The organism is Phyllobacterium ifriqiyense, from assembly GCF_030817885.1.
Classification (GTDB): Bacteria; Pseudomonadota; Alphaproteobacteria; order Rhizobiales; family Rhizobiaceae; genus Phyllobacterium; species Phyllobacterium ifriqiyense.
In genome coordinates this window covers 1,890,854-1,912,324 of record NZ_JAUSZT010000003.1, presented here as the reverse complement: position 1 = coordinate 1,912,324, position 21,471 = coordinate 1,890,854, and the positions used below count along the sequence as shown (strand labels likewise).

Here is a 21,471-nt window from a genome sequence, read left to right as displayed (position 1 = left end):
TTCTTTACGCAATTCCGGACGGAAAACCGGTTCCCACTTTTTCTGGAATTGCTTTTGCGACCCGCTGTAAAATATCAAGATAGCCTTCTACTGCCCAAGCAGAACGGCCAATGAACAGGCCATCAATATTCGGGCAGGCAATCAGTTCGGCGCAGTTTTCAGGATTGACGCTGCCGCCATAAAGGACAGGTACGGCAGTGCCGAGCACCGACCTGGCCACAGCCGCGATCTTCCCATGGCGTTCATCTGCATAGTCGGACGTTGCCGGAATGCCATTGACGCCGATTGCCCATATAGGTTCGTAGGCCAGAAGGATCGGATGCCGCTTCGCTTCACCTTCAAGCAGGCCGAGGGCAGCTTGTACTTGCGCAGCAAGCACGGCGTCGGCCTCTCCGGCCTCGCGCTGCGCCAGACTTTCGCCAATGCAGATCAACGGGGTCAATCCGTGACGCACGGCTGCCGCGACCTTGAGGCCAACCGTTCTGTCGGTTTCACCAAAAAACTCGCGGCGCTCGGAATGTCCAAGCTCGACCAGATCGAGATTGCAGTCCTTCAGCATCAGCGGCGATATTTCACCGGTCCATGCACCGGCATCATCCCAGTGCATGTTCTGCGCACCGACCTTGACGCTTGTGTCTTTCAACGCGGCTTTGACCTCGCGCACCGCTGTAAATGGCGGAATGACAAAGCGCTGAAACCGCTTGTCGCGGCTTTCATCACCGGCAGCAAGAGCTTCGGCAAAGGCCAAAGCCTCCGCCAGCGTCTTGTTCATCTTGAAACTCGTGCCAATCCAGAAATCGCTCATTTCACTTTTCCCGAGTTTGCTCCATTGAACCCCGTGTCAATATAGGGCTCCCAGAACTCCACGGACTCGCGGATCATATCCACCACCATATGGTCGGTTGGTTCGCGCTCGCGAAACGATAGTTCAAGGCAGATTTCATTATCCGTGCCGCCGCCTCGACGCACCGTTTCAAGGAATTTTTCCGGTGTGATCCGGCCATCCTTGTTATGCGCTGCGATAAACGGCCAATGACCACCCTTGTTCATTGAAGATTGCTTGATGTGGATGATCGGAGATTCCTTGGGGAAAGCTTCCGCCCAGGCATAGGGATCAATATCGGCAGGATTGCTCGATGTGACATCGCCATGATCGATATCAACCATCATCAGAAGGGGAATTGGCAAGTCTGATGCTTGCAAGCGACCATGAAGCTCACGGCAAGCCGCGATCGTGTGGCCAAATTCGCGCCCCACCGACATGGGCTCCCAAAAGAGATAGGTAAGGCCGGCAGCCTTTGCATGCGCTGCCACATCCCGCCAGCAATCAATGGCGATTTTCATCAATTCTTCGCGGCGTACCGGGTCGTCATAATCCTTATGGGTAAAGATCGCGAACTGCGTGCCGAGCGACGCCGCGCCAAGATCAGCAGAGATATTCGCAAATGTCTTGAACCAGTCGACATAATATTGCCGGACATCCGCATCTGGATGACCAAAATGATTGAGACGCCCATATGGCCCTGTCATACCCGACGTGACATTCACACCCGTGCGCGAGAGCGCTTTCTGGAACTGCTTTACATGTTTGGAGATTGTCGGTTGCGGCCACGATGGATTGATGAATTCGTGCGTCAGCTGCACATAACCGATGCGAATTTTTTCTGCGATTGTATCAATCAGATCATCGGCTTCAGCGAAGCGGTTCACCAAAGGATTGGTGTTGAGCGAGAGGGTGAAAGCCATTAGTCTCCTACCAGATAAAGCGGTCAATCGTGTAATCAGGCGATGCGCCATGTTCAGCAAAAAGGCTCTGCAGCTGTTGCGTGTTTGAACCAGCCAATATGCCGGTCTTGACCAGCACGGATTTCAGTCCAGCCCCGGCGGCCCCGGCAACGTCATGCTCTATACTGTCACCGATGCAACAGACCCGCTCCGGGTTCGGATGACCGAGAAAGTCTATGGCAGCGGCATAAATATCGGCGAAAGGTTTGCCTATCCAGCGCACTGTGCCACCCAGTTCCTGATAAAGCTCCGCAATGCGGCCAGCGCCAAAGGCAGTGCCTTCAGCTGTCAGCATGATCTTATCCGGGTTGGTGCAGAGACATGAAACGCCACGTCTTGCTGCCGGTTCCAGCAAGTTCCGGTAATAATCCAGATCATGGATATCCCCTTCACTGGCAGCGATCAGAACAATATCCGCGTTCTCGCCAGTTGCCGTGCGATCCAGATCAAGGCCATCAAGGGGCGACGTATCGCCATCACGGCTGATAAGCAGGCAGCGGCGGGCGGGCCCACCCTGTGCTTTTGTTGCTTCAGCGGCCAGCATCTGCCACGCCACCTCACCAGATGTGAGGAACCAGTCCCAACTTGCAGGGTTAAAGCCTATTTTTGCCAGACGCCGGTCATTTTCAGCGGAGCGCTTTCCCGAATTGGAAAGGATAATGATCCGAACGCCGGTCTGCTTCAGGGCGGCAAGCGTTGAATCCGCATTGGGATAGGGTCCGCGGCCATCGCGAAGCACACCAAACTGGTCGATGAGGAAAGCGTCAAAACGTCCTTGCAGATCACGTAGACCAGATAATTGTGTTGGCTGTGTCATAGAACACCCGACGATTTTGCGCCCTGAATCGCAAGCCGTGCTGCACCCGCTGCCGCTTCTTCCGACAGGACGGGCGGCATGGCCACGCCAAGCTTGCGGGCGCGAATGGCGGACCAGACAACATTCTTCGCACCACCGCCGACACTACGAACCGAGCGGAGCTCGGGTGCGCCAAGTCCCGCCAGGCGTCCATAAGCCATGTGCTCAATATTTGCGATGCCTTCAAAGATTGCTTTAAGGAACTGCGCATCACTGTCAGGACGCGGTTCCATACGCGGTTTCATCGCAGGATCATTGATGGGGAAACGCTCGCCATCACGCAGCAGCGGATAATAATCAAGGCCAGCGTCCGTTGCCGGGTCGATGCTGGCGGAGAGCCTTTCTATCTGCGCATTATCGAAATAATGCGCCAGCACATTGCCGCCCGTATTGGACGCGCCGCCAGCCAACCACATATTGCCGATGCGGTGGCTATAGAGCCCGAACTCGGGCGCGAACAGAGGACGATCCGAGAGCACCTTGACCGTCAATGTTGTGCCAAGCGCGCTGACACCATCGCCGGGCTGATCAGCGCCTGTCGCCAGAAAAGACGCACAACCATCCGTCGTTCCCGCAACGATGACCACCGATGGAGACAAGTCAAAAGCGGCAGCTGCTTGCGCAGAGATGATCGAAATCGGCGAACCCGCCGGCAGAACATGCGGCAGCATTTCCATATGGGTACCGGTACTGCCTATCCAGAGCGGCCACCGCCGTTCGATAGGATCATAGCCCGTTTTCAACGCGTTGTTTTCGTCGGAGACATTGTAAAGGCCGGTGAAATGCCCTGAAAGCCAGTCAGCCTGATGGATAATATGCGCAACACTGCGGATGGTTTGAAAATGCATAAGCTTGGCAAGGCCGGAAGTGGCTCCATGCGCTGCGCTGGATTCAGGCGCATTGGCAGCAATCGCGTCGAGAATAGCTCGGTCTGACACCGGATCATTATACATTAATGGCTCAGCCAGAGGCGCGCCGCTGGCATCGACCGGCAATACTGTGCCGGAAGTACCGTCTATACTAATCGCGCGGATCTGTTTGCGTTCAACCGACACGAGCACCTGTGACAGCGCCGATTGGACAGCAGACCACCAAGCCGCAGGATCGCGGTGATTTGGCGAGAAGGCGTCCAGACGGGCTGAAGCGCTGGCAACAACGTCAAACGAGGCAGTCATCACCACAGCGCGCGCGCCGGACGTGCCTATATCAATGCCGATGAACAGTGCTTCACCTGTCATTGCAATGCCTGACCTGCACGATTGAGTGTTTGCCGGTATTTCTCCGCATCCCAGCCAAGGAGCTCGGCATTTTCCTCATCTGTCAGGTAATTCAGACGCGCGCCTTGCGGAATCCGGGAGGTAACGTCCGCAAGGCAGCGCGCCATGGCAAGAGCCCCTGATGTTGCTTCTTTCAACACCAGAACGCCCCTGCCGGGGAACAGGATCGCGGGCGGCAGCGCCATGCCCTCTTGCTGTTTCTCTTCGATGGTCAAAGCGGTATCCGTTGGCGAGGCGATCACCGAACCTTTCCCCAAAAAGATGACATGGTCCGGATAGAGACTGCCACCGGCCGCAATAAGGCAGCTGGTCAGATCAGTCGCAACGCGGTGAATCGATGCATCCTCGGGAAGTCTGTACTGACTATTGACTGCAAGGCGTTGCAGTGCGGCAATATCCGCGTCCGGTGCCTGACGCGGCGTGACAGACAAAAGGCGGGAGACCCGATGAAGCAGGACCTCCGCTTCATCGACTGTTTCGGCCGCAACCGCGAGACCATGATTGCCCAAAATGAGAACACATGTGTCTTCTTCCAGACGCTCGGCTATGGCACGGGCCAGCGGCAATCCCGGGCGGGCATAGGGCACGAATGCATAAGGAATATCGCCCAGACGCGAGGCAACCAAGGCTGGCCCATCGGCCTGAACAGCCAAGGCAATAGTCTCGACGCAATGAACATGCACCACCACCTTTTGCGGCATAAGCGCATGGACGGTGGTTTCAATCGATGGGCGCAGGCCGGAGGGATTGCGTTCGGCAATCACATAATCCTGCGCTTTCTCGGCAGAAGGATCATAGCGGCCCAGCGCATCGAGCAAAGGGTCCAGCGCGACAGGCACCATAATATCGGTATTTCGCGCATTCATCAGCCAGAGGCCGGACGCCTTGATCCAGAGCGTGCCACCTTCTTTGATGGATGTGTTGCCGCCTGCCGCTTGTACCAGCGCCGGATCGGCGCCAATACGGGCCGATAGGTCGAGCAGGGCTTCAAACTCCGCGCTTCTCATGCCGCCACCTGCTGGCTTGTCCACCAATTCGTGAAAACCACGCGCTCTTCCTCAGTCATGTGCAAGCCGTGTTTGGTGCGCCGCTCCAGAACATCCTCTGGCCAAAGCGCCCATTCCGTTGTGCGCAAGAACTGCGCTTCCCGCTCATACAAAAGCTTGCTGAACCGTGTGCCCAGATCTGAAACAGATCGCGCCGAGCCAAGCAGGTCATGCATGCGCGTGCCGTAAAGCCGGGCGTAGTGCTTGGCGAGATCAAAGGGCAGCCAGGGATATTTGGCCCGCATATCACCCAGAAACTGTTCGAAATCCGCATTCGCCATGTCGCCTCCCGGAAGCTGCGCCTTGGCAGTCCACCCCGGGCGCATATTGGGGAAAAATGGCTTCAGGCGATCAAGCGCATGTTCGGAAAGCTTGCGGAATGTTGTGATCTTGCCGCCGAACACCGAAAGAAGCGGTGCCTTGTTGTTGTCTGCATCGACTTCAAAAATATAGTCTCGGGTAACGGCGCTGGGGTTTTCCGCACTGTCATCATAGAGCGGACGCACACCGGAAAAGCTATGGACAATGTCGGCTGGCACCAATTGCTGCTTGAAATAGCGGTTTACGGATTTCAGTAGATAGTCGATTTCAGTGCTGTCGGCCGCCACATCTTCCGGATGCCCTTCATAAGGAATATCGGTGGTGCCGATCAACGCCAGATCATTTTCATACGGATTGATGAAGATAACCCGTTTGTCCGGGTTCTGGACCAGATAGGCCTGCCGTCCTTCCCAGAATTTCGGTACAATAATGTGGCTGCCCTTGACCAGCCGGACACTACGGCTGGAGTTCAAGCCTGCCACGCGCCGGATAATGTCATTGACCCATGGACCGGCGGTATTCACCACGCAGCGCGCTTTCACGGTTCTTTTGGTGCCCGAAGCCGTGTCGGTCATTTCAACGATCCAGATACCCTCTTCGCGGCGGATCGAGCTACATGCGGTTCGGGTATGGATTTCAGCGCCGCGGCCAGCGGCATCGAGCGCATTCAAAAGCACCAGCCGCGCATCATCAACCCAGCAATCGGAATATTCGAATGCCTTGCCATACTCGTCTTTCAACGGCGCACCTTCCGGGGCAGTCTTCAAATTAAGCGTGCGCGTTCCCGGCAAGCGTTTGCGCCCGCCAAGATGATCGTAAAGGAACAGGCCGAGACGCACGAGCCAGGCCGGACGATCCGCCGGATTATGTGGCAAGACAAAGCGCATTGGCCAGATAATATGCGGAGCGGATTCGAGCAGGACCTCGCGCTCGATCAGCGCCTCGCGCACCAGCCGGAATTCGTAATATTCGAGGTAACGCAGCCCACCATGGACAAGCTTGCCGGAGCGCGAACTCGTGCCCTGGGCGAGATCATCTTTTTCACAAAGGATGACTGACAGACCACGGCCTGCTGCGTCGCGCGCAATGCCCGCACCGTTGACACCGCCGCCGATAATGAACAGGTCGTAGATATCCGTGCCTTTGTTCAATGTTCTGCCCCCTGCGGTGAAGGCTTGTCCTGAAGTCCATAGCTCGCAAAGCCGCGACGGACACCTTCGATCTCTTCTGGAGGCAGAATGACGGCTCCGCCCAAAAGCAGCGCGTGGTAATATTGCTTGGCGATTGTTTCCAGCTCGACAGCCGCCCACATAGCCTTTTCAAGGCTGCTACCCGTTGCAATCATACCGTGATTGGCCATCAGGCAGGCAGTGCGATCTTTCAATGCCTTCAACACATTATCGGACAGCTCTTTTGTGCCATAGCGGGCATAGTCACACAGCCTGATATCGTCGCCGCCAAATGCCGCAACCATATAGTGGCATGCCGGAATTGATTTATGGGCGATGGCAAGGATCGTCGAAAACGTCGCGTGGGTATGAACGACCGCATTGATTTCAGGCCGTGTGCGCAAAATATCAAGGTGAAAGCGCCATTCGGTGGAAGGTTTCTTTGGGCCTTGCCAAGAGCCATACTCGCCATCAAGCGGCATGGAGGCGATCATGTTCGGCGTCATCTCATCATAAGGAACGGCAGATGGCGTAATGAGCATGCGATTTTCAAAGCGCACACTGATATTGCCGGACGTGCCTTGATTTATGCCGGCTGCATTCATCTGGCGGCAATGGTCGATGATCGATTGTCTGAGCTTTTGTTCTTGCATGATGATAGCCTCAGCAGGGATTGACCGGCGGCAGGCCAGCTATATAGCGCCGTACCTCCTCTGCGGCCATTTCAGCCGCATAGGTGACCGTGCGCACGGATGCGCCTGCAATATGCGGCGTGAGCGTTACATTGGGCAGTTGCAGCAGTGGCCAATCGGCTGGAACCGGCTCCACGGCAAATGTTTCGAGCATTGCACTGCCAAGATGGCCACTGGTGAGCGCTTCATACAGCGCATCATAATCAACCAGCGGGCCGCGCGCAGTATTCACAAAAATCGCCCCCTGCTTCATCTTGGCAAAGGTCTCGGCATTCATGATGCCTTTGGTTTCTTCCGTCACACGCGGGTGGAGGGTTACAACATCAGAACGGGAGAGCAGATCATCCAATGCAACATGTTCTACACCCGCATTGCGGTCATCAGCCGATAGCTGGACATAGGGATCGTGCACCAGAACTTTCGTGCCGAAAGCCCGCAACAGGCGAACGACCTTTGTGCCTATATTGCCATAACCGATAACGCCGACTGTCATTTCGGAAAGCTCGCGACCAGTCTTGTCAGCGCGGTACAACTCGCCGCGCCACTCACCCTTGCGCAGGGATTCATGGCCGCTGCGGATAAGCCGTGTTTCGGCTAATATTGCGCCAAGAGTAAATTCGGCAACGGCGCTGGCATTGCGACCTGGCGTATTGACGACAAGGACACCCGCATCGCGGGCCGCCTTCATATCGATATTAACCGGACCACCGCGGGAAACCGCGACAAACTTCAAATCCGGAAGACGCTCCAGCATACCCGCAGACATTGGAGCGAGCTGGGTGATGAAAAGCTCGGCATCGCCGATGAACTCGACAACCTCATCGGGATCACCCAGATATTCCTTCAGCCCGTCCATGCCCTTGACCGCGTAGCCATGTTCCATTGGAACATCCGGCCAGGGCTGTTGCAGCGTGCGAATATCGTGCTCGTCACCACATAGCTCCACGATCTTTTCCCGGAACACTTCCGGGAGCATGAACCTGTCGCCGATAATGGCTATTTTCTTGGTCATTGCGGTCTTCCTATTCGTCAATTGCTGCTGGCTAGCATGTGCCATGTCGGTTGCAGCGCCAACCTTGACTGGCGATAGGCCGGGAAAGCCTTTTCATAAATCAGGGACAGTTCTTCATCGGCAGCTTCCGGCTGGCGCTGGAAAGGCGTTACCCAATCTTTGACGCAATCTGCCATTGAGCCATAAATACCAAGTGATACGGCTGCGATCATGGCCGCACCTGCGGCTCCTGCCTCCTCACGCTCGCTGGTCTGTACCGAAGCACCGAGAGCCCCGCCCAAAATTTTGCGCAGCGAAGCACTGCGCGCCGCGCCGCCCGTTATTCGAACCCGCTTTGGCAAAGGTCCCATCGCCGAGTAGCAATCGCGGGCAGCCAGCGCCAAACCATCAAACACAGAGCGCACGAGATCGCCGAACCTATGGCTCGAAGAAAGACCTATGAAGGAAGCACGGGCTGTCGCGTCAACAAAGGGACCCCGCTCACCCGCATCGGAAATATAGGGGTGATAAATGACCGAAGCGGCTTTCGCGTCGGCGAGCCAGGTCTCCACATAAGCGAGCAATTCCGTTTTCGACTTCTCAATCCCGACACTTTTGAAAAGGTCGCCGGCGACAGACAATACCCAATCAATATTGAGGGTTGCCGCCATATTGGACTGCATCTGCGCATATATTCCAGGGATCGGCATACACATTGTATACCCCGTCAGATCGCGGTTCAGCTGCACATCGTCGGGGCTGGTCGCAAGGCGCATATGCATGCCGGTCGACCCGATGATCGAGCATCCCGTATCTGTTCCCGGTTCATAAAGCCCAGCACCAAGCGCGGTGCAGGCCACGTCCACATAGCCCAGAACGACAGGCGTGCCTTCCAGCAAGCCCGTGCTTCGTGCTGCCTCGCCTTCAAGCTTATGATGGGTTGTAGCGCCATCGACGATTTCCGGCAGAAGATATTTGAGTTTCTCCAGCCCAAGAAAGTCAATCACGCTGTCCGAATAGCTGCGGGTACGAAAATCGCCAAAGGTGAACACGGCCTCCGACGGATCGGTGGCGCGCTTGCCGGTTAATTTGAAATAGAGCCAGTCCTTGCAATGGAACGCCGTGGTCGCACCGGCATAAAGCTCCGGAGCCTCATTCATCATCCAGCGCAATTGCGAACCCTGCTGGCAGGCGGCAAGCCCGCTGCCAGTATGGGTGAAGCGGCCAAGATCGCCGCGTTCCTTGCGCAGATTGTCAACTACTTTACCGGCACGCGCATCAAGCCACAACCAGCCCTTGCCAACAGCCTCGCCATTCTTGTCGATCATCCATGTCCCATCGCCCTGTCCCGTTACCGAGACAGCCACAGTGCGACTGGCCAGATTTTCAACCTTCCCAGCAAGTTCAAGCAGCGTCTTGGCTGCATCGGCCCAAGTGCGTGCCAGATCCTGCACAACCCCTGCCCTGCCGATAGTCTCATAGCTATTGGGGGTAGAGGCAAATGCGATCTGACGACCGGCAAGATCGAAGGCCACGGATTTGATGACGGAGGTTCCCGCATCAATCCCTATGAGGATATCGCGTGTCATCACGCAAGCTCCTGACCGTGACTAATAGCGACGCCGGTTTTGCCGTTGAATACATGCAGGCTGGCCGGATCGAGACGAACCGCAATCGTATCGCCGATTGCCACATCCGTCCGATCATGCTCGACCAGTACCAATGATCCACCGGCAAAGTCTGCCGCAATATGGGTCTGGTCGCCCAGCCATTGATTGACCGAAACACGTGCATGAACGCCGCCTTCGCTACGGCGAACCGCATAGGGCCGAATGCCAACAACGACTTTTTGGTGTTTTTTCAACTCTTCGCGCACGGCTGGCGAAAAGTCAAAAGCGGCATATTCCAGCTTCACACCTTGATTAAGACCGAAAGTAATCCTGGTGTCACTGTTCGAGACCGTCGCCTCGAAGACATTCATGGGCGGCTCACCGACAAAGGTGCCGGTGAACAGATTGGCCGGTCGCTCCTTGATCATTTGCGGTGTATCGAATTGCTGCAACTCACCGCCCTCCATGACGGCAATACGATCTGCAAGCGCATTCGCCTCGGTCTGGTCGTGGGTCACGAGGATGGCGGTTAGTCCGCGCTCCTTGATATAGTGCTTGATGCGGCCACGCAGCACCGCCCGCAATTGCGGCTCCAGCTGTCCCATTGGTTCATCAAGCAAATGCAGATCGGCATCACGGATCAAGGCACGACCAAGGGAGGCGCGCTGCTGCTGACCACCGGAGATTGAACTTGGATAACGCCCAAGAATATCCTCGATCTCCAGAAGCTTGGCGATATAGGCGACCTTCTCTTCGACAACAGACTGCGAGAGCTTTGAAGACTTCAACGCGAAGGCGATATTTTCCTTCACTGTCAAAGGCGGATAGAGCGAATAGCCTTCAAAGGCCATGGCAACATTGCGCCGGACCGGAGCGAAGGTTTGAACCTCGCGGCCTTTCAGCGAAATGGTGCCGCGCGATACGGCTTCAAAACCGGCAACCATGCGCAATGTCGATGTCTTGCCGCAACCGGATGAGCCAAGGAGAGCGATAATCTCACCCTTTTTCACATCCATGCTGATGTTGCGGACCGCATGAACACCGTGGTCAATGGGGCCATAGAATTTGTCGACGTTTTTGATCAACAGAGCAGTATCACTCATGCTGCCACTCCCTGCTCTGTCGTGCCTGCCTTGCGGATCAATGCGCCGCTGGCCTTGTCGAAAAGAAATGTGGTTTTGCCGTCGATAAGGATAAAAGCGGGCCCTGATACGGGGCCTGGTGTTCCCGCAGGACGGGAAACCAAAAGCTCGCGCTTGCCCACTGTTACGACCAGCGTGACAGTCTTTTCATTCAGCGGGGTTTCAGCCTCGACCTCAATGGGAACGGCACCCTTCACCGTGTCCTTGGCAAAGGTGATTGATTCCGGCCGGATGCCAATGACGCAAGCTTGTCCCACAACATTATCCGGCATGCCCGGCAGAGGGACGCGCACCTTGGAAATCTCAACATAAATGCCACCAGCATCCTTTTGCGGCACGACATCAAGGAGGTTGATCGTCGGGTCGCCGAACAGGCTGGCAATCCCGATATCGGCAGGCGCATTATAGATCTCCTCCGGCGTTCCGATCTGGCGAATTTTGCCATTGGCCATGACTGCAATGCGGTCACCAAGTGCCATGGCTTCTTTATAGTCCTGCGTCACATAGACAACTGTCGCGCCTTGCGAAGCGAGAAGACGCGGCAGTTCCAGCCGCATCTCAAAGCGGAGCTTCGCATCGACATTGCGCAAAGGGTCATCCAGCAATAGCAGCGGCGGCGAACCAGCTAAGGCTCGGGCCAGTGCAGTACGTTGCTTCTGCCCGTTGGAAAGCGCCTTGGGATGATGCGACAGCACATGGTCGATCTTGAGTAGTTTCGCCACTTTGCCCACACCCGCCTTGATCGCTTCGGCGGAAGAGCGGGTTGCTGTCAGAGGACTGGCGATATTGTCGTGAGCGCTCATATGCGGGAATAGCGCGAAATTTTGAAACGCCATGCCAATGCCGCGATGCTCCGCATCGACATCGGTCATGTCTTCGCCGCCAATCAGGATTTTTCCCTCATCTGGATCGATCACACCGGCGACGAGACGCAGGAGGACGGTCTTTCCGGCCCCGGACGGGCCGAACAGGACCAGCGTCTCGCCATCTGCTACGTCAAGCGACAGGTCATCGAGAACCGTATTGGTCTTGTAGCGCTTGACGATATTCTTGAGTTGTAAAGTGGTCATAGGATTATCCCTTCACCGCGCCAAGCGAAAGCCCTTCAACGAGATAGCGCTGTGCATAAAGAGCGAGCGCGAGCGTCGGAGTGACGGAAAGCACAATTGCCGCGGCGATCTGGCCGTACTGGATCCCGGATGAGGTAACAAAGGCGAGAGCGCCAACTGTGACCGGCTGTTTATCGGCAGATGCCAGGACCAGCGCAAAGACGAAATTATTCCAGGCGAAAATAAAGGCGAGCAGGCCTGCCGCCGCAATGCCGGGACCAGCCAGAGGCAAGGCGATCTTGCGGAACGTGGCAAACCAGGAGTGTCCCGCTATGCGATAGGCATATTCAACATCAGCCGAGATATCTTCAAAATAACCGCGCACAATCCACAGGATCAATGGCAGGCAGATCAACTGATAAACCCAGATGAGACCGAAATAAGTATCCGACAGACCAAGCCATTGGAAATACTGCGTTAGCGGCAGCAATACCAGAAGCGGCGGCGCGAAGCGGAAAGACAGCAGCGTGAAAGCAATATCTTCCGAGCCACGGAACTTGTGGCGGGCAAAGGCATAGGCCGCAGGGACGCCAAGCACCAGAGACAGTGCAACCGAGGTGACCGAGAGAAAGACCGAATTGCCGAGATTGCGCATGAAGGCAATATCAAGTGTACCAGCGGAGGTCGTCAGCTTGCCGGTAATGAGCGCTGCATAATTGGACAGTGTTGGCGTGAACACAATGGATGGCGGTATCTGCAAAATGGTCTCGTTCGTCTGGAACGACATAAGGAATATCCAGAGGATCGGGAACATGAAGAAGATAACGACCAGCGACAGCGCAAGGAAGCGCAGGGATTTTTCGAGTGTGGATGTGGTTTCCATAATGTACTCCTCACGCCTCGCCGCGAGCGCGTTCGCGCAGCCGCAGCCAGTTCTTGATGAAGATATTGGAGAGCAGGTAGGTGATCGCCCAAAGGATGACCATCAGAGCCGCTGACCGTCCAACATTCGTCGACTGGAAGAAGTTCAGATAGGCTTCGACCTGGAACACCGTCAGCGCGTTGCCGGGGCCGCCCTGCGTCATCGCATAGATGATGTCGAACTGCTGAATGGAGTCGAGCAGGCGGAACAGCGTCGCGGTCAAAATATAGGGCGTCAGCATCGGCAAGGTAATGCGGAAGAACACGAAGGTGCGCGGCACGCCATCAAGCGCCGCAGCTTCGAAGGGTTGGGTCGGCAGCGAGCGCAGACCAGCCAAAAGCAGGATCATGATAAAGGGCGTATAGACCCAGATATCGACCAGCACGACCGTCAGGAGCGCCGTATCGGGCGATGAGGCCCAACGGAAATTATGCAGCCCGACCCAACTTGCCAGATAGCTGAGAATGCCGAAACCCGGATTGGTCATCAGCTTCCACATCAGCGCCGCAAGCGCCGGCGCAATCATCAGTGGCAGGAGAAGCATGATCGAAATGAAATTATTGACGCGGGAGCGCTTTTGCAAAAGCAAGGCAATGCCAAGTCCGAGCAAAAGCTCCAACGTTACAGTGATACCGGCATAGAGCAGCGATATTTTCAGCGTGTTCCAGAAGCCCGGATCATTGAACAGAAAGTTATAATAGTTCTCGCCCCAGTTGAACTGGCGGCTCCATGGCTGGCTCAACCGGTAGCGCTGAAATGAATAAATGACGGCGGTGACGAACGGAATCAGAATACCGATGCAGACAAGCAATGCTGGCAGACTCAGCACATAGGGAAGCATCTTCCTGCTGATTCTGAACCTTGAAGCCGGCTTTCTGGGAATGGATGGTGAAGCCAATTTAAAGCTCCTTATTATTTAGGGCAATTACGCTTGTCGCGCACCGGAATACCCGGCACTTTGGGTGCCGGGTATTGGCGGGATGAAGATCAGCCGAGGCCTGCTTCCTTGAGCTGACGATCAATGCTCTGAGCAAGCTGGTCTAGACCCTCATCAATCGGCACTTCCTTGGCGACCATCTTCTGGAGCGTCGAGGCCCATTCGGTGGTAACGTCGAAGAAGAGCGGTTGCGGCGTGAACTTGATGCTTGCGCCAGCGGCCGATGCGTCGAACATTTCGACATAGCCCGGATATTTGCTGTTCAGCTTCTCGCGGAACATTTCATCCTTCCAGATCGATTGGCGAACCGGATCAACAAAGTCCATCTTGGTTGCGCCGAACAATGCATGCTCTGGACCGGAAGCCCATTGCAGGAAGTACCAGGTTGCGTCCTTGTCCTTGGAGAAATTGGACATCGCCAGCGACCAGATCCAGATATTCGGTGTCGATGCCTTGGCTTCCGGATTGGCTGTGAACGCCGCATAAGAAAGCTTCCCGGCCATCTTGTTGTCGCCGCCATTCATGAAGTATCCGAGGCAATCAGCATCGAAAATCATGGCAGAAGCACCGGCGCCAAGATCCGTACCTACCTGATACCAGGTATAGGTGGACCAATCCTTCGGACCGCTTTCCTGAATCATCTGCACCCACTTGGTGTGGTACGCTTTTGACTCGGCCGTGTTCATCGCTGCCGATAGCTTGCCATCAGCAGAAACGTTCAGGTCCTTCTGGTTGAAGTTGGCATAGCCGGACAGGAAGCCCGGATGAATCGTTGCCCATGAGCGTGAACCGCGCACACCAATGCCGTAAATGCCGCCAATATCCTTTTGAAGCTTGGCAGAAGTTGCGATCATCTCATCAATATTGCCCGGAACCTCGACTCCGGCTTTCTTAAACATATCGCGGTTATAGGTGATGTTGTTCTGTTCGAACGCCCATGGAATACACCATTGTTTGGCGTCTTCCGAACCAAGTGCGCCACCTGGAATCCCGTTCCATGCGCAGGAGTTTTTCACGCCGGGCAGGAAGTCGTTCCATGCATAGTTCGGATTGGTTTTCTCCGGATCATTGATCCATTCCTTCAGATCGGTGATCCAGCCCGCAGGACCATAGGTCCACGTCATATAGGCACCGGTCATGAACGCATCATATTCGGTCGAACCCGATGACAGAGCTGCCGTTACCTTGTCGAAATAGACGTCTTCCGGAAATACATCATATTTGACGTCGATGCCCGTCAGATCCTTGAAATTCTGAAGATTTGCGATCATCGCATCCGCATAGGGATGCTTGTTCAAAAGCAGCTTCAGGGATTTGCCGGAATGCTTCTTCCAGTCAAAATCGGCTGCCTGCGCATTGGTCGACATCATATTCATCAATGTGCCGGCGCTGGCCGCAGTAATGCCCATTGTGCCCAGCCCCTTTAACAGGCCGCGACGGTCAACCGATCCGCGCAGGAAAGCGCTGATAAGGTCTTTTTCCTTGTCATGCATTGGTCTTCTCCTCCTTTTTATCGGGTATTATGGACCGGATACCCCACCGGTATTTCCTCCTGGATGCGATTTCCCGCACCCTTTCCGACATGCGTCAGATAACGTTGGCGACAAGCTGTTGTGCCGTTTTCTCGTCTGTTATCAGTCCGTTAAGGCACCGGCTTTCGAGCACTGCCCGAATGGCCCGCACCTTCATCCTGCCACCTGCAACGGCAATCAATCGCTGCTTTTTCAGGTCCTCCCGGCTCAATGTGAATGTGCGATCAGACAAGGTTGTCTGTATCGCCTGACCGGCATCATCGAAGAAATGGCCGAGAAGCTCTCCCGCTCCTCCCGCATTCTTAATGTCCTCAATCTCGCTTTTCTCGATCATGCCCGTTGAAACCAGCGAGGCTTCGCGCTCAGCAGTGCCGATACCGACCATTGAGAGATTGGCGCTTTTTGCCATGTCGAATATTTCGCGCACGCCGCGCTGACTGAACAAGACATCCATGTCTTCGACCGTATTGGCAAAGAACGGAACAGGCATGACATAGGCCTCTGCACCAATACGCTCTGCCAGCCTATGGATAACATCGTGCGGATTGGCGGAAAACTTTCGGGTCAAGCCGCCAAGCAGCGAGACGAAACGCACATTGTTGCTGGCTATGCGCGGCAGATAATCAACGCAGGCCGCAAGTGTTCGCCCATGTCCCATGCCAATAAGCAGTTCGCCATCACGTTCGATTTCACGCTTAAGAAATTGAGCTCCGGCAATGCCAAGAGCCTTTAGCGGCAGTTCCTCAGGATCAAAATCTGGAACTACTTCGCAGTAATCGAGCCCGTAACGGGTGGACAGCTTTTGCTCCAGCTCGACGCATTCTGAAACTTCGCCATCAATATAGACTTTTACCAACCCTTCCTGATTGGCCTTCATGATCAGACGATGGGCTTTGAGCGATGTTAGGCCGAGACGCTTTGCAACCTCGGACTGGGTCAAACCACCGGCGTAATGGAGCCAGGCAGCGCGCGCTGCCATGCTGGACTCTTCTTCGCGAAGAGAACTGCCACTCACCATTGCCATGTCTCCACCCTGAGCAATTTTGATATTTTTATCTCTTAGTGAAAATAATTTCACTTGCTGCAAAATTTGTCAAGCGAGAGAAATTGAGTTTGGACCTTCCGATAGTCGGGATCGGACTGGGCAACCTTCATGCAAGAGCGTTTTAGAAAGGAATAGCGAAGCGTTTCAGGGGCTTCCCGCACTGCACGCAACAATCGGGGCGCCTTTCACCCGGAACATAAATTTTTGGAAAGAGCGTTGGTGGATGCGCGGTGGCGCGGAAAACAGCCTGGCATATTAATGCGATGACCTTTACAAATCACCACTCTCCAAAAGCATAGCCTCTTTATTAATCTCAAATGCTTAAATTTAAGCCTCATTTATTCGACAAGAATATTTTCAAGTAAATCAATAGCAAATCTTCACTATACGAACTTCGTTGACCTTGAGTTGCCCCATAAACTAGGGAGTTAAAAGTATTATTATACATCGCTATTGGGGGAACTTATGCGAAATATTATATTTATCAGCTGCATCGCACTGATGTTGGCTGGGTGTCAGACTGCGCAGGAATCCGCTGTGGAAGCAAAGCAAACATGTGATTCCGCCGGATTGAAATCGGGTTCGAAAGCGCATCGGCGTTGCGTATCCGCAAGTTATGAGCAAAACCGCCGGCAATCCAACGAGGCCGGAAATGCCGCGGCTCTTGGGGCCGCAGTGGGCGTTCTCGGGGGCGTAGCGCTCGGAGTTGCAGCCGAGCGGAATCATTACCCGGGCTATTATCGGCGTTGTGGTCCCTGGGGTTGCTATTACTAAGAATACATCGAAAGCCGGTGCATCTTGCGCAAGCCAATTGGTTTGGATGACAAGTTGCACGGCTGACGAAATGAGATGCTCAGCCTGCGTGCGATTGATAAGCAATCATGCGCAGGCGACCAGACCAGTTTTAAGGCTACAATTTTCAAGAAAACAATTTCCGCGACAAGCCGCCGCTGAATTGCGGCCTGCCATTTTTTTTCATGGATGCCTCCGCAAGCGCGTACTTCAAAAGCATACAAACATCCACAGTAGTGAACTTGCACTAATGGCTTAACGCCAAGCCCCTTCCCTATACTTTGAATCAGTGAGCCGGGATGCGGTATAAGAGTTGTTTGCTCTGAATGCCGTTGCCCGGCTGACACATGTAGATTCGACAGACTTCGAGGGGCAGCATCTTGAGCACTACCAGACCGAAAACATTGAAACGCAATCTCCTGAGCACAACAACTTTGGCGCACATGCGCACAGGCATCGTTTCGGGACTGACCCTCTCGACACTTATATTGGGGGCAAGTTTCACTCCAGCGCAGGCGCAGACACAATGCGTGACGACAGGCACGGGCAGCAACGCGATTACCAACTGCACTTTGGCCTCGGGTGCTGATAATTGGACATCTGCAAACGGAACGAATGGCGCTATCAACGGCGATTTGCGCGTGGGCACTGTCAACGGCGTTCAAGCGGACTTGCTGATTTCGGGCGTCAAAGCTTACAGCAGAAATGGCTATATCGGCCAAGGCGGCAGCCGGGACAATCCATACTCCGGCGTTGTGACCGTTTCGGGACCCGGCGCAGAATGGAACCTTACGGGTGACCTCCTCTATATTGGCGGCTTGGGAAATACCTACGGCAAGGGCAAGTTGATTATTGAGAATGGCGGCAAGGTTGATGTCAATTCTTTACAATTGAGCAGCGCTATTTTCGATGGTTCGCAAGGCGTTCTGGTCGTTACGGGCGAAGGTTCAATTCTCAACGCCAACGAATTTACCGGCCTTGATGGATCTGACGCGATTACTGATCCGATCTCAGTTCTGGACAAGGGGAAGATCATCACCAACACTGTTTCTTTAAACAGGCAAGGTGGCGCCGCACTCGTCAGTGGTGCTGGCTCCCAATGGCTGAACAGCGGTCACATGGCAAACCGCAGCGGACTAAGGGTTGAAAACGGCGGCGAGGTCAAGACCAAGTCGTTGCTCCTTGAGTCAGTGAGCAAGGTGACAGGACAAGGGTCTCTCCTCCACGTCGATGAGACATTTGTTCAAGACGCAGATTTCGGTGAAGGTGGAACAATCATTTCCGATGGCGGGCGTCTTGAAGCTGCAAACATCTTGGTTGATGTGGGATCAATCGGCCTCGAAAGCGGTGGTCTTGTAACCACCAAGTCGATGAGGGTGACCGATCTGGGCTCTCTGTCTGTCGCCGGTGACGGCTCGTTGCTCGATATTGACGGCAAACTGACCGCCGAGGGATTTGTCACTGTTTCGGATGGAGGGCTCGTAAAAACCACGAGCGGGATGAGCCTCAATAGCATTCTCTTTATCGGCGGCGGCGTCAAAAAAGATCAAAACGGAAATACCGTGCTGGCCGATGCAAAAGCCGCTGGCCGGATAGATTCAGAAACGGCCATCAAATTCGTGAATGACCCGCTTTCCAATAACAAGCTGGTCTTTAACCATACAAACAGCGGATACATGTTCTCCAACACGCTGACCGGTGGCGGTCAGATTGACGCCTATTCGGGCGAAACAATTGTGACAGGTGATCTTTCGCAGTTTTATACCGGAAATGGCGGTGATGGCACCATCAATGTGGATGGCAAGAACGCGAAACTTGTCATCAAGAGCAATATGGACACGACCAATCTTGACCAGGATGTGGGAGAGCAAAGCCAATCAAAATTCGCTGTTAAAAGTGGCACGTTGATTGTCGATGGCATTGCGGGGCGCACCTATAAAACGACCTCTGGCGCGGACGAATTCACGCGTTACAGCAATGACATTCAGGTTTGGGGTGCCCAGTCCAACAATGAAAATGCCGATCGTGATCCTACCCTTTTCGGACGACTTGGGGGTTCGGGTACGGTTGGTTCCGTCACGCTGGAAACGAACGCACGAATTGCTCCAGGCAACAACTCGGCTGGAACACTGACTGTCATGGGTGCGCTGGAATTTCAGGACGGCTCGGTCTATGAGGCCGACGTCGCAGGCAACGGCACAAGCGATAAGATCGTCGTCAAGGATATTGGTCCAAATGCGGTTATCGGGCTTTTCCGGCCCAGCGGCGTAGCTCAAATCGGAAATAATGTGAATGTCGAGGTCAATGCCCTCGATTCTGCAACGAGTTACCAGAACGGCCAGACCTATACGATACTGACGGCAGAGAAAGGCATTGATGGGCAATTTGCTCAAGCCGTGTCGAAATCAGCATTTCTGGACGTGTCACTGGATCAAAAGGCAAACCAGGTTGATCTGAAGATCGCAGTCAAGAGCACCGGCCCGGGACCAGGCAATCCGGGTGAACCGGGCAATCCAGGTGGCCCAGGCGACCCGGGAGGCCCCACCGAACCCAAGCCGGGTGAACCTGGACCGGGAAAACCAACACAGCCAGGTCCGATCAACCATATATTCCAGACAGTCGCGCAGACAGACAATCAGTACAACACGGCAGGAGCCTTGGGCAGCCTTGCCCAAAGCGGTCCATCACTAGCGCTATTCAATCGGATAGCGTCTTTGAGTGCCGACAACGCCCGTGTTGCTTACAATCAATTGTCTGGCGAGGTGCATGCCTCAACCAAGACGGCGTTGATCAATGACAGCCACCAACTGCGCAATGCCATCAATGACCGTATCCGCGCAGCCTTTGGCGATGTGGCTGCAGTGGATGTGCCCGTCATGGGTTATGGCCCGGACGCCAAGGCGCTTGCACCGGCAGATGTGCCGGTAATGGCTGCGTGGGGGCAGGCATTTGGTGCATGGAGCGAAACAAAGTCAAATGGCAATGCGTCAAAGCTCGACCAGTCGACCGGCGGTTTTGTTACCGGCTTTGATGCTGCTCTTGCTGAAAGCTGGCGTCTGGGTGTGATGGCAGGATACAGCCGTTCAAGCTTCGATATGGACGGCCGAGGCTCGTCCGGCGACAGCGATAATTATCATGTCGGTGTCTATGGCGGTGGTCATTGGAGTGCCGTGTCCTTGCGGTCCGGCCTTGGCTATAGCTGGCACTCGATCGAAACGTCTCGCACGGCAGCTTTCTCCGGCTTCGAAGAACATCTGAGCGCTGATTATGATGCGGCTACATTCCAGGCCTTTGGTGAACTGGGCTACCGGATCGACACAAAAAGGGTCGCGTTTGAGCCCTTTGCCAATCTGGCACATGTCCGCGTGAAGACCGATGGCTTCAGCGAAACAGGCGGCATTGCCGGACTGAGGGCGCACAGCGAGACAACCGACACGACCTTCACTACATTGGGTCTACGGGCGTCGGCTCCCTTTTCGCTGGGAGCAACGGATGTCGAGATACGCGGCACGCTCGGCTGGCAGCACGCCTTCGGCGATATCACACCATCCTCGACACTTGCCTTTGCTACCGGCAATGCCTTCTCGACAGCAGGCGTACCGATTGCCGAGGATACGGCTCTTGTCGAGGCAGGCGTTGACTTCAAGCTCAGCCACCGGGCCACGCTGGGCGTGAGCTATACCGGCCAGTTCGGCTCCGGCCTGACCCAGAATGCCGTCGATGCGAAGCTCGGCGTAAAATTCTGATGCGTCTGCAGCATCTGACTTTCGGGGTGGCGGCGAGTATACTCGCTGCCACTCCGCTTCATGCTCAGACAGACGCAACCAAGCCAGCCGCCGCCCCTTCATCTCTTGCGGAAACCTATGAAGACTGGAGCGTGAATTGCGAGGTTCGGGAGGCCAAACGCCATTGCATCCTGTTTCAACAACAAATGCACAAGAACGGCCAACGGGTTCTGACACTCGAATTCACGCCCGAAGGCGAAACCGGGCTGAAGGGCAATCTCGCCCTGCCCTTCGGCCTTCATCTTGAGAAAGGTGTCTCGTTCCGTATTGATGATAGCCCAGCGGGAAAGCCATCGCGGTTCCGCACCTGTATGCCGGGAGGCTGCATTGTCCCGCTGACATTCACCGGCGCCACCGCCAATGTGTTGCGTAAAGGAAAGGTTTTGAACCTCGGCGTTTTTGCCAGCGATACGGAAAAGGACCTCACCTTCGCGGTATCGCTCAAAGGCTTCGAAACCGCCCTCAAACGAACAGTCGAGCTTCAGCGGCAATAGCAGGTTTGTCCAAGGTTTATCCGGAC

Annotated in this window: 17 protein-coding genes; 2 read left to right on the top strand and 15 right to left on the bottom strand. The window is 54.9% G+C overall.

Going from position 1 to position 21,471, the window contains the following annotated elements:
• Positions 1 to 4: 4 nt before the first annotated feature.
• The 15 genes from QFZ34_RS16905 to QFZ34_RS16835 form a co-directional block, all read right to left on the bottom strand.
• Entirely contained in the window at positions 5 to 805 is an 801-nt protein-coding gene (locus tag QFZ34_RS16905) for a triose-phosphate isomerase (protein WP_307283175.1), read from the bottom strand.
• Complete coding sequence (locus tag QFZ34_RS16900; RefSeq protein ID WP_307283173.1) at positions 802 to 1,746, bottom strand: sugar phosphate isomerase/epimerase family protein; 945 nt, start codon at positions 1,744 to 1,746, stop codon at positions 802 to 804. Before QFZ34_RS16900 ends, QFZ34_RS16905 begins: the two co-directional genes overlap by 4 nt.
• Positions 1,747 to 1,753: 7 nt before the next feature.
• On the bottom strand, positions 1,754 to 2,602 hold the full coding sequence (locus QFZ34_RS16895) for a TIGR01459 family HAD-type hydrolase (RefSeq protein ID WP_307283170.1): 849 nt from the start codon (positions 2,600 to 2,602) through the stop codon (positions 1,754 to 1,756).
• Positions 2,599 to 3,879, bottom strand: a complete 1,281-nt coding sequence (locus QFZ34_RS16890) for an FGGY-family carbohydrate kinase (RefSeq protein WP_307283167.1) — start codon at positions 3,877 to 3,879, stop codon at positions 2,599 to 2,601. The genes QFZ34_RS16895 and QFZ34_RS16890 overlap by 4 nt, the downstream gene beginning before the upstream one ends.
• Positions 3,876 to 4,925 (bottom strand): class II aldolase/adducin family protein, encoded by a 1,050-nt coding sequence (locus tag QFZ34_RS16885; protein ID WP_307283165.1) that lies wholly within the window; start codon positions 4,923 to 4,925, stop codon positions 3,876 to 3,878. The genes QFZ34_RS16890 and QFZ34_RS16885 overlap by 4 nt, the downstream gene beginning before the upstream one ends.
• Positions 4,922 to 6,436 carry a glycerol-3-phosphate dehydrogenase gene (locus tag QFZ34_RS16880; protein WP_307283161.1) on the bottom strand — a complete coding sequence of 505 codons (1,515 nt, stop codon included), beginning with the start codon at positions 6,434 to 6,436 and terminating at the stop codon, positions 4,922 to 4,924. The genes QFZ34_RS16885 and QFZ34_RS16880 overlap by 4 nt, the downstream gene beginning before the upstream one ends.
• Positions 6,433 to 7,107, bottom strand: coding sequence for a class II aldolase/adducin family protein (locus QFZ34_RS16875; protein WP_307283159.1), 675 nt, complete (start codon positions 7,105 to 7,107; stop codon positions 6,433 to 6,435). The genes QFZ34_RS16880 and QFZ34_RS16875 overlap by 4 nt, the downstream gene beginning before the upstream one ends.
• A 10-nt stretch (positions 7,108 to 7,117) precedes the next feature.
• Positions 7,118 to 8,158 carry a 2-hydroxyacid dehydrogenase gene (locus QFZ34_RS16870; RefSeq protein WP_115055138.1) on the bottom strand — a complete coding sequence of 347 codons (1,041 nt, stop codon included), beginning with the start codon at positions 8,156 to 8,158 and terminating at the stop codon, positions 7,118 to 7,120.
• A 17-nt stretch (positions 8,159 to 8,175) separates the two neighbouring features.
• Positions 8,176 to 9,726 (bottom strand): FGGY-family carbohydrate kinase, encoded by a 1,551-nt coding sequence (locus QFZ34_RS16865; RefSeq protein WP_307283155.1) that lies wholly within the window; start codon positions 9,724 to 9,726, stop codon positions 8,176 to 8,178.
• A complete protein-coding gene (locus tag QFZ34_RS16860) occupies positions 9,726 to 10,850 on the bottom strand; it encodes an ABC transporter ATP-binding protein (RefSeq protein WP_307283152.1) in 1,125 nt (374 codons plus the stop codon). Before QFZ34_RS16860 ends, QFZ34_RS16865 begins: the two co-directional genes overlap by 1 nt.
• The gene (locus tag QFZ34_RS16855; RefSeq protein WP_115055141.1) at positions 10,847 to 11,959 is read right to left on the bottom strand and encodes an ABC transporter ATP-binding protein; all 1,113 of its coding nucleotides are present in this window, start codon (positions 11,957 to 11,959) and stop codon (positions 10,847 to 10,849) included. The genes QFZ34_RS16860 and QFZ34_RS16855 overlap by 4 nt, the downstream gene beginning before the upstream one ends.
• Before the next feature lie 4 nt (positions 11,960 to 11,963).
• Entirely contained in the window at positions 11,964 to 12,821 is an 858-nt protein-coding gene (locus QFZ34_RS16850) for a carbohydrate ABC transporter permease (RefSeq protein ID WP_307283147.1), read from the bottom strand.
• A gap of 10 nt (positions 12,822 to 12,831) precedes the next feature.
• Positions 12,832 to 13,701, bottom strand: coding sequence for a carbohydrate ABC transporter permease (locus QFZ34_RS16845; protein ID WP_115055143.1), 870 nt, complete (start codon positions 13,699 to 13,701; stop codon positions 12,832 to 12,834).
• A gap of 146 nt (positions 13,702 to 13,847) precedes the next feature.
• Positions 13,848 to 15,290, bottom strand: a complete 1,443-nt coding sequence (locus tag QFZ34_RS16840) for an extracellular solute-binding protein (RefSeq protein ID WP_115055144.1) — start codon at positions 15,288 to 15,290, stop codon at positions 13,848 to 13,850.
• 94 nt (positions 15,291 to 15,384) lie between these two features.
• Positions 15,385 to 16,347 carry a sugar-binding transcriptional regulator gene (locus tag QFZ34_RS16835; RefSeq protein ID WP_370878857.1) on the bottom strand — a complete coding sequence of 321 codons (963 nt, stop codon included), beginning with the start codon at positions 16,345 to 16,347 and terminating at the stop codon, positions 15,385 to 15,387.
• Positions 16,348 to 17,546: 1,199 nt separating this feature from the next.
• Between QFZ34_RS16835 and QFZ34_RS16830 the strand changes: the two genes are divergently transcribed.
• Positions 17,547 to 20,912, top strand: a complete 3,366-nt coding sequence (locus tag QFZ34_RS16830; protein ID WP_307283141.1) for an autotransporter domain-containing protein — start codon at positions 17,547 to 17,549, stop codon at positions 20,910 to 20,912.
• Complete coding sequence (locus QFZ34_RS16825; protein ID WP_307283138.1) at positions 20,912 to 21,445, top strand: invasion associated locus B family protein; 534 nt, start codon at positions 20,912 to 20,914, stop codon at positions 21,443 to 21,445. Before QFZ34_RS16830 ends, QFZ34_RS16825 begins: the two co-directional genes overlap by 1 nt.
• Positions 21,446 to 21,471 lie beyond the last annotated feature (26 nt).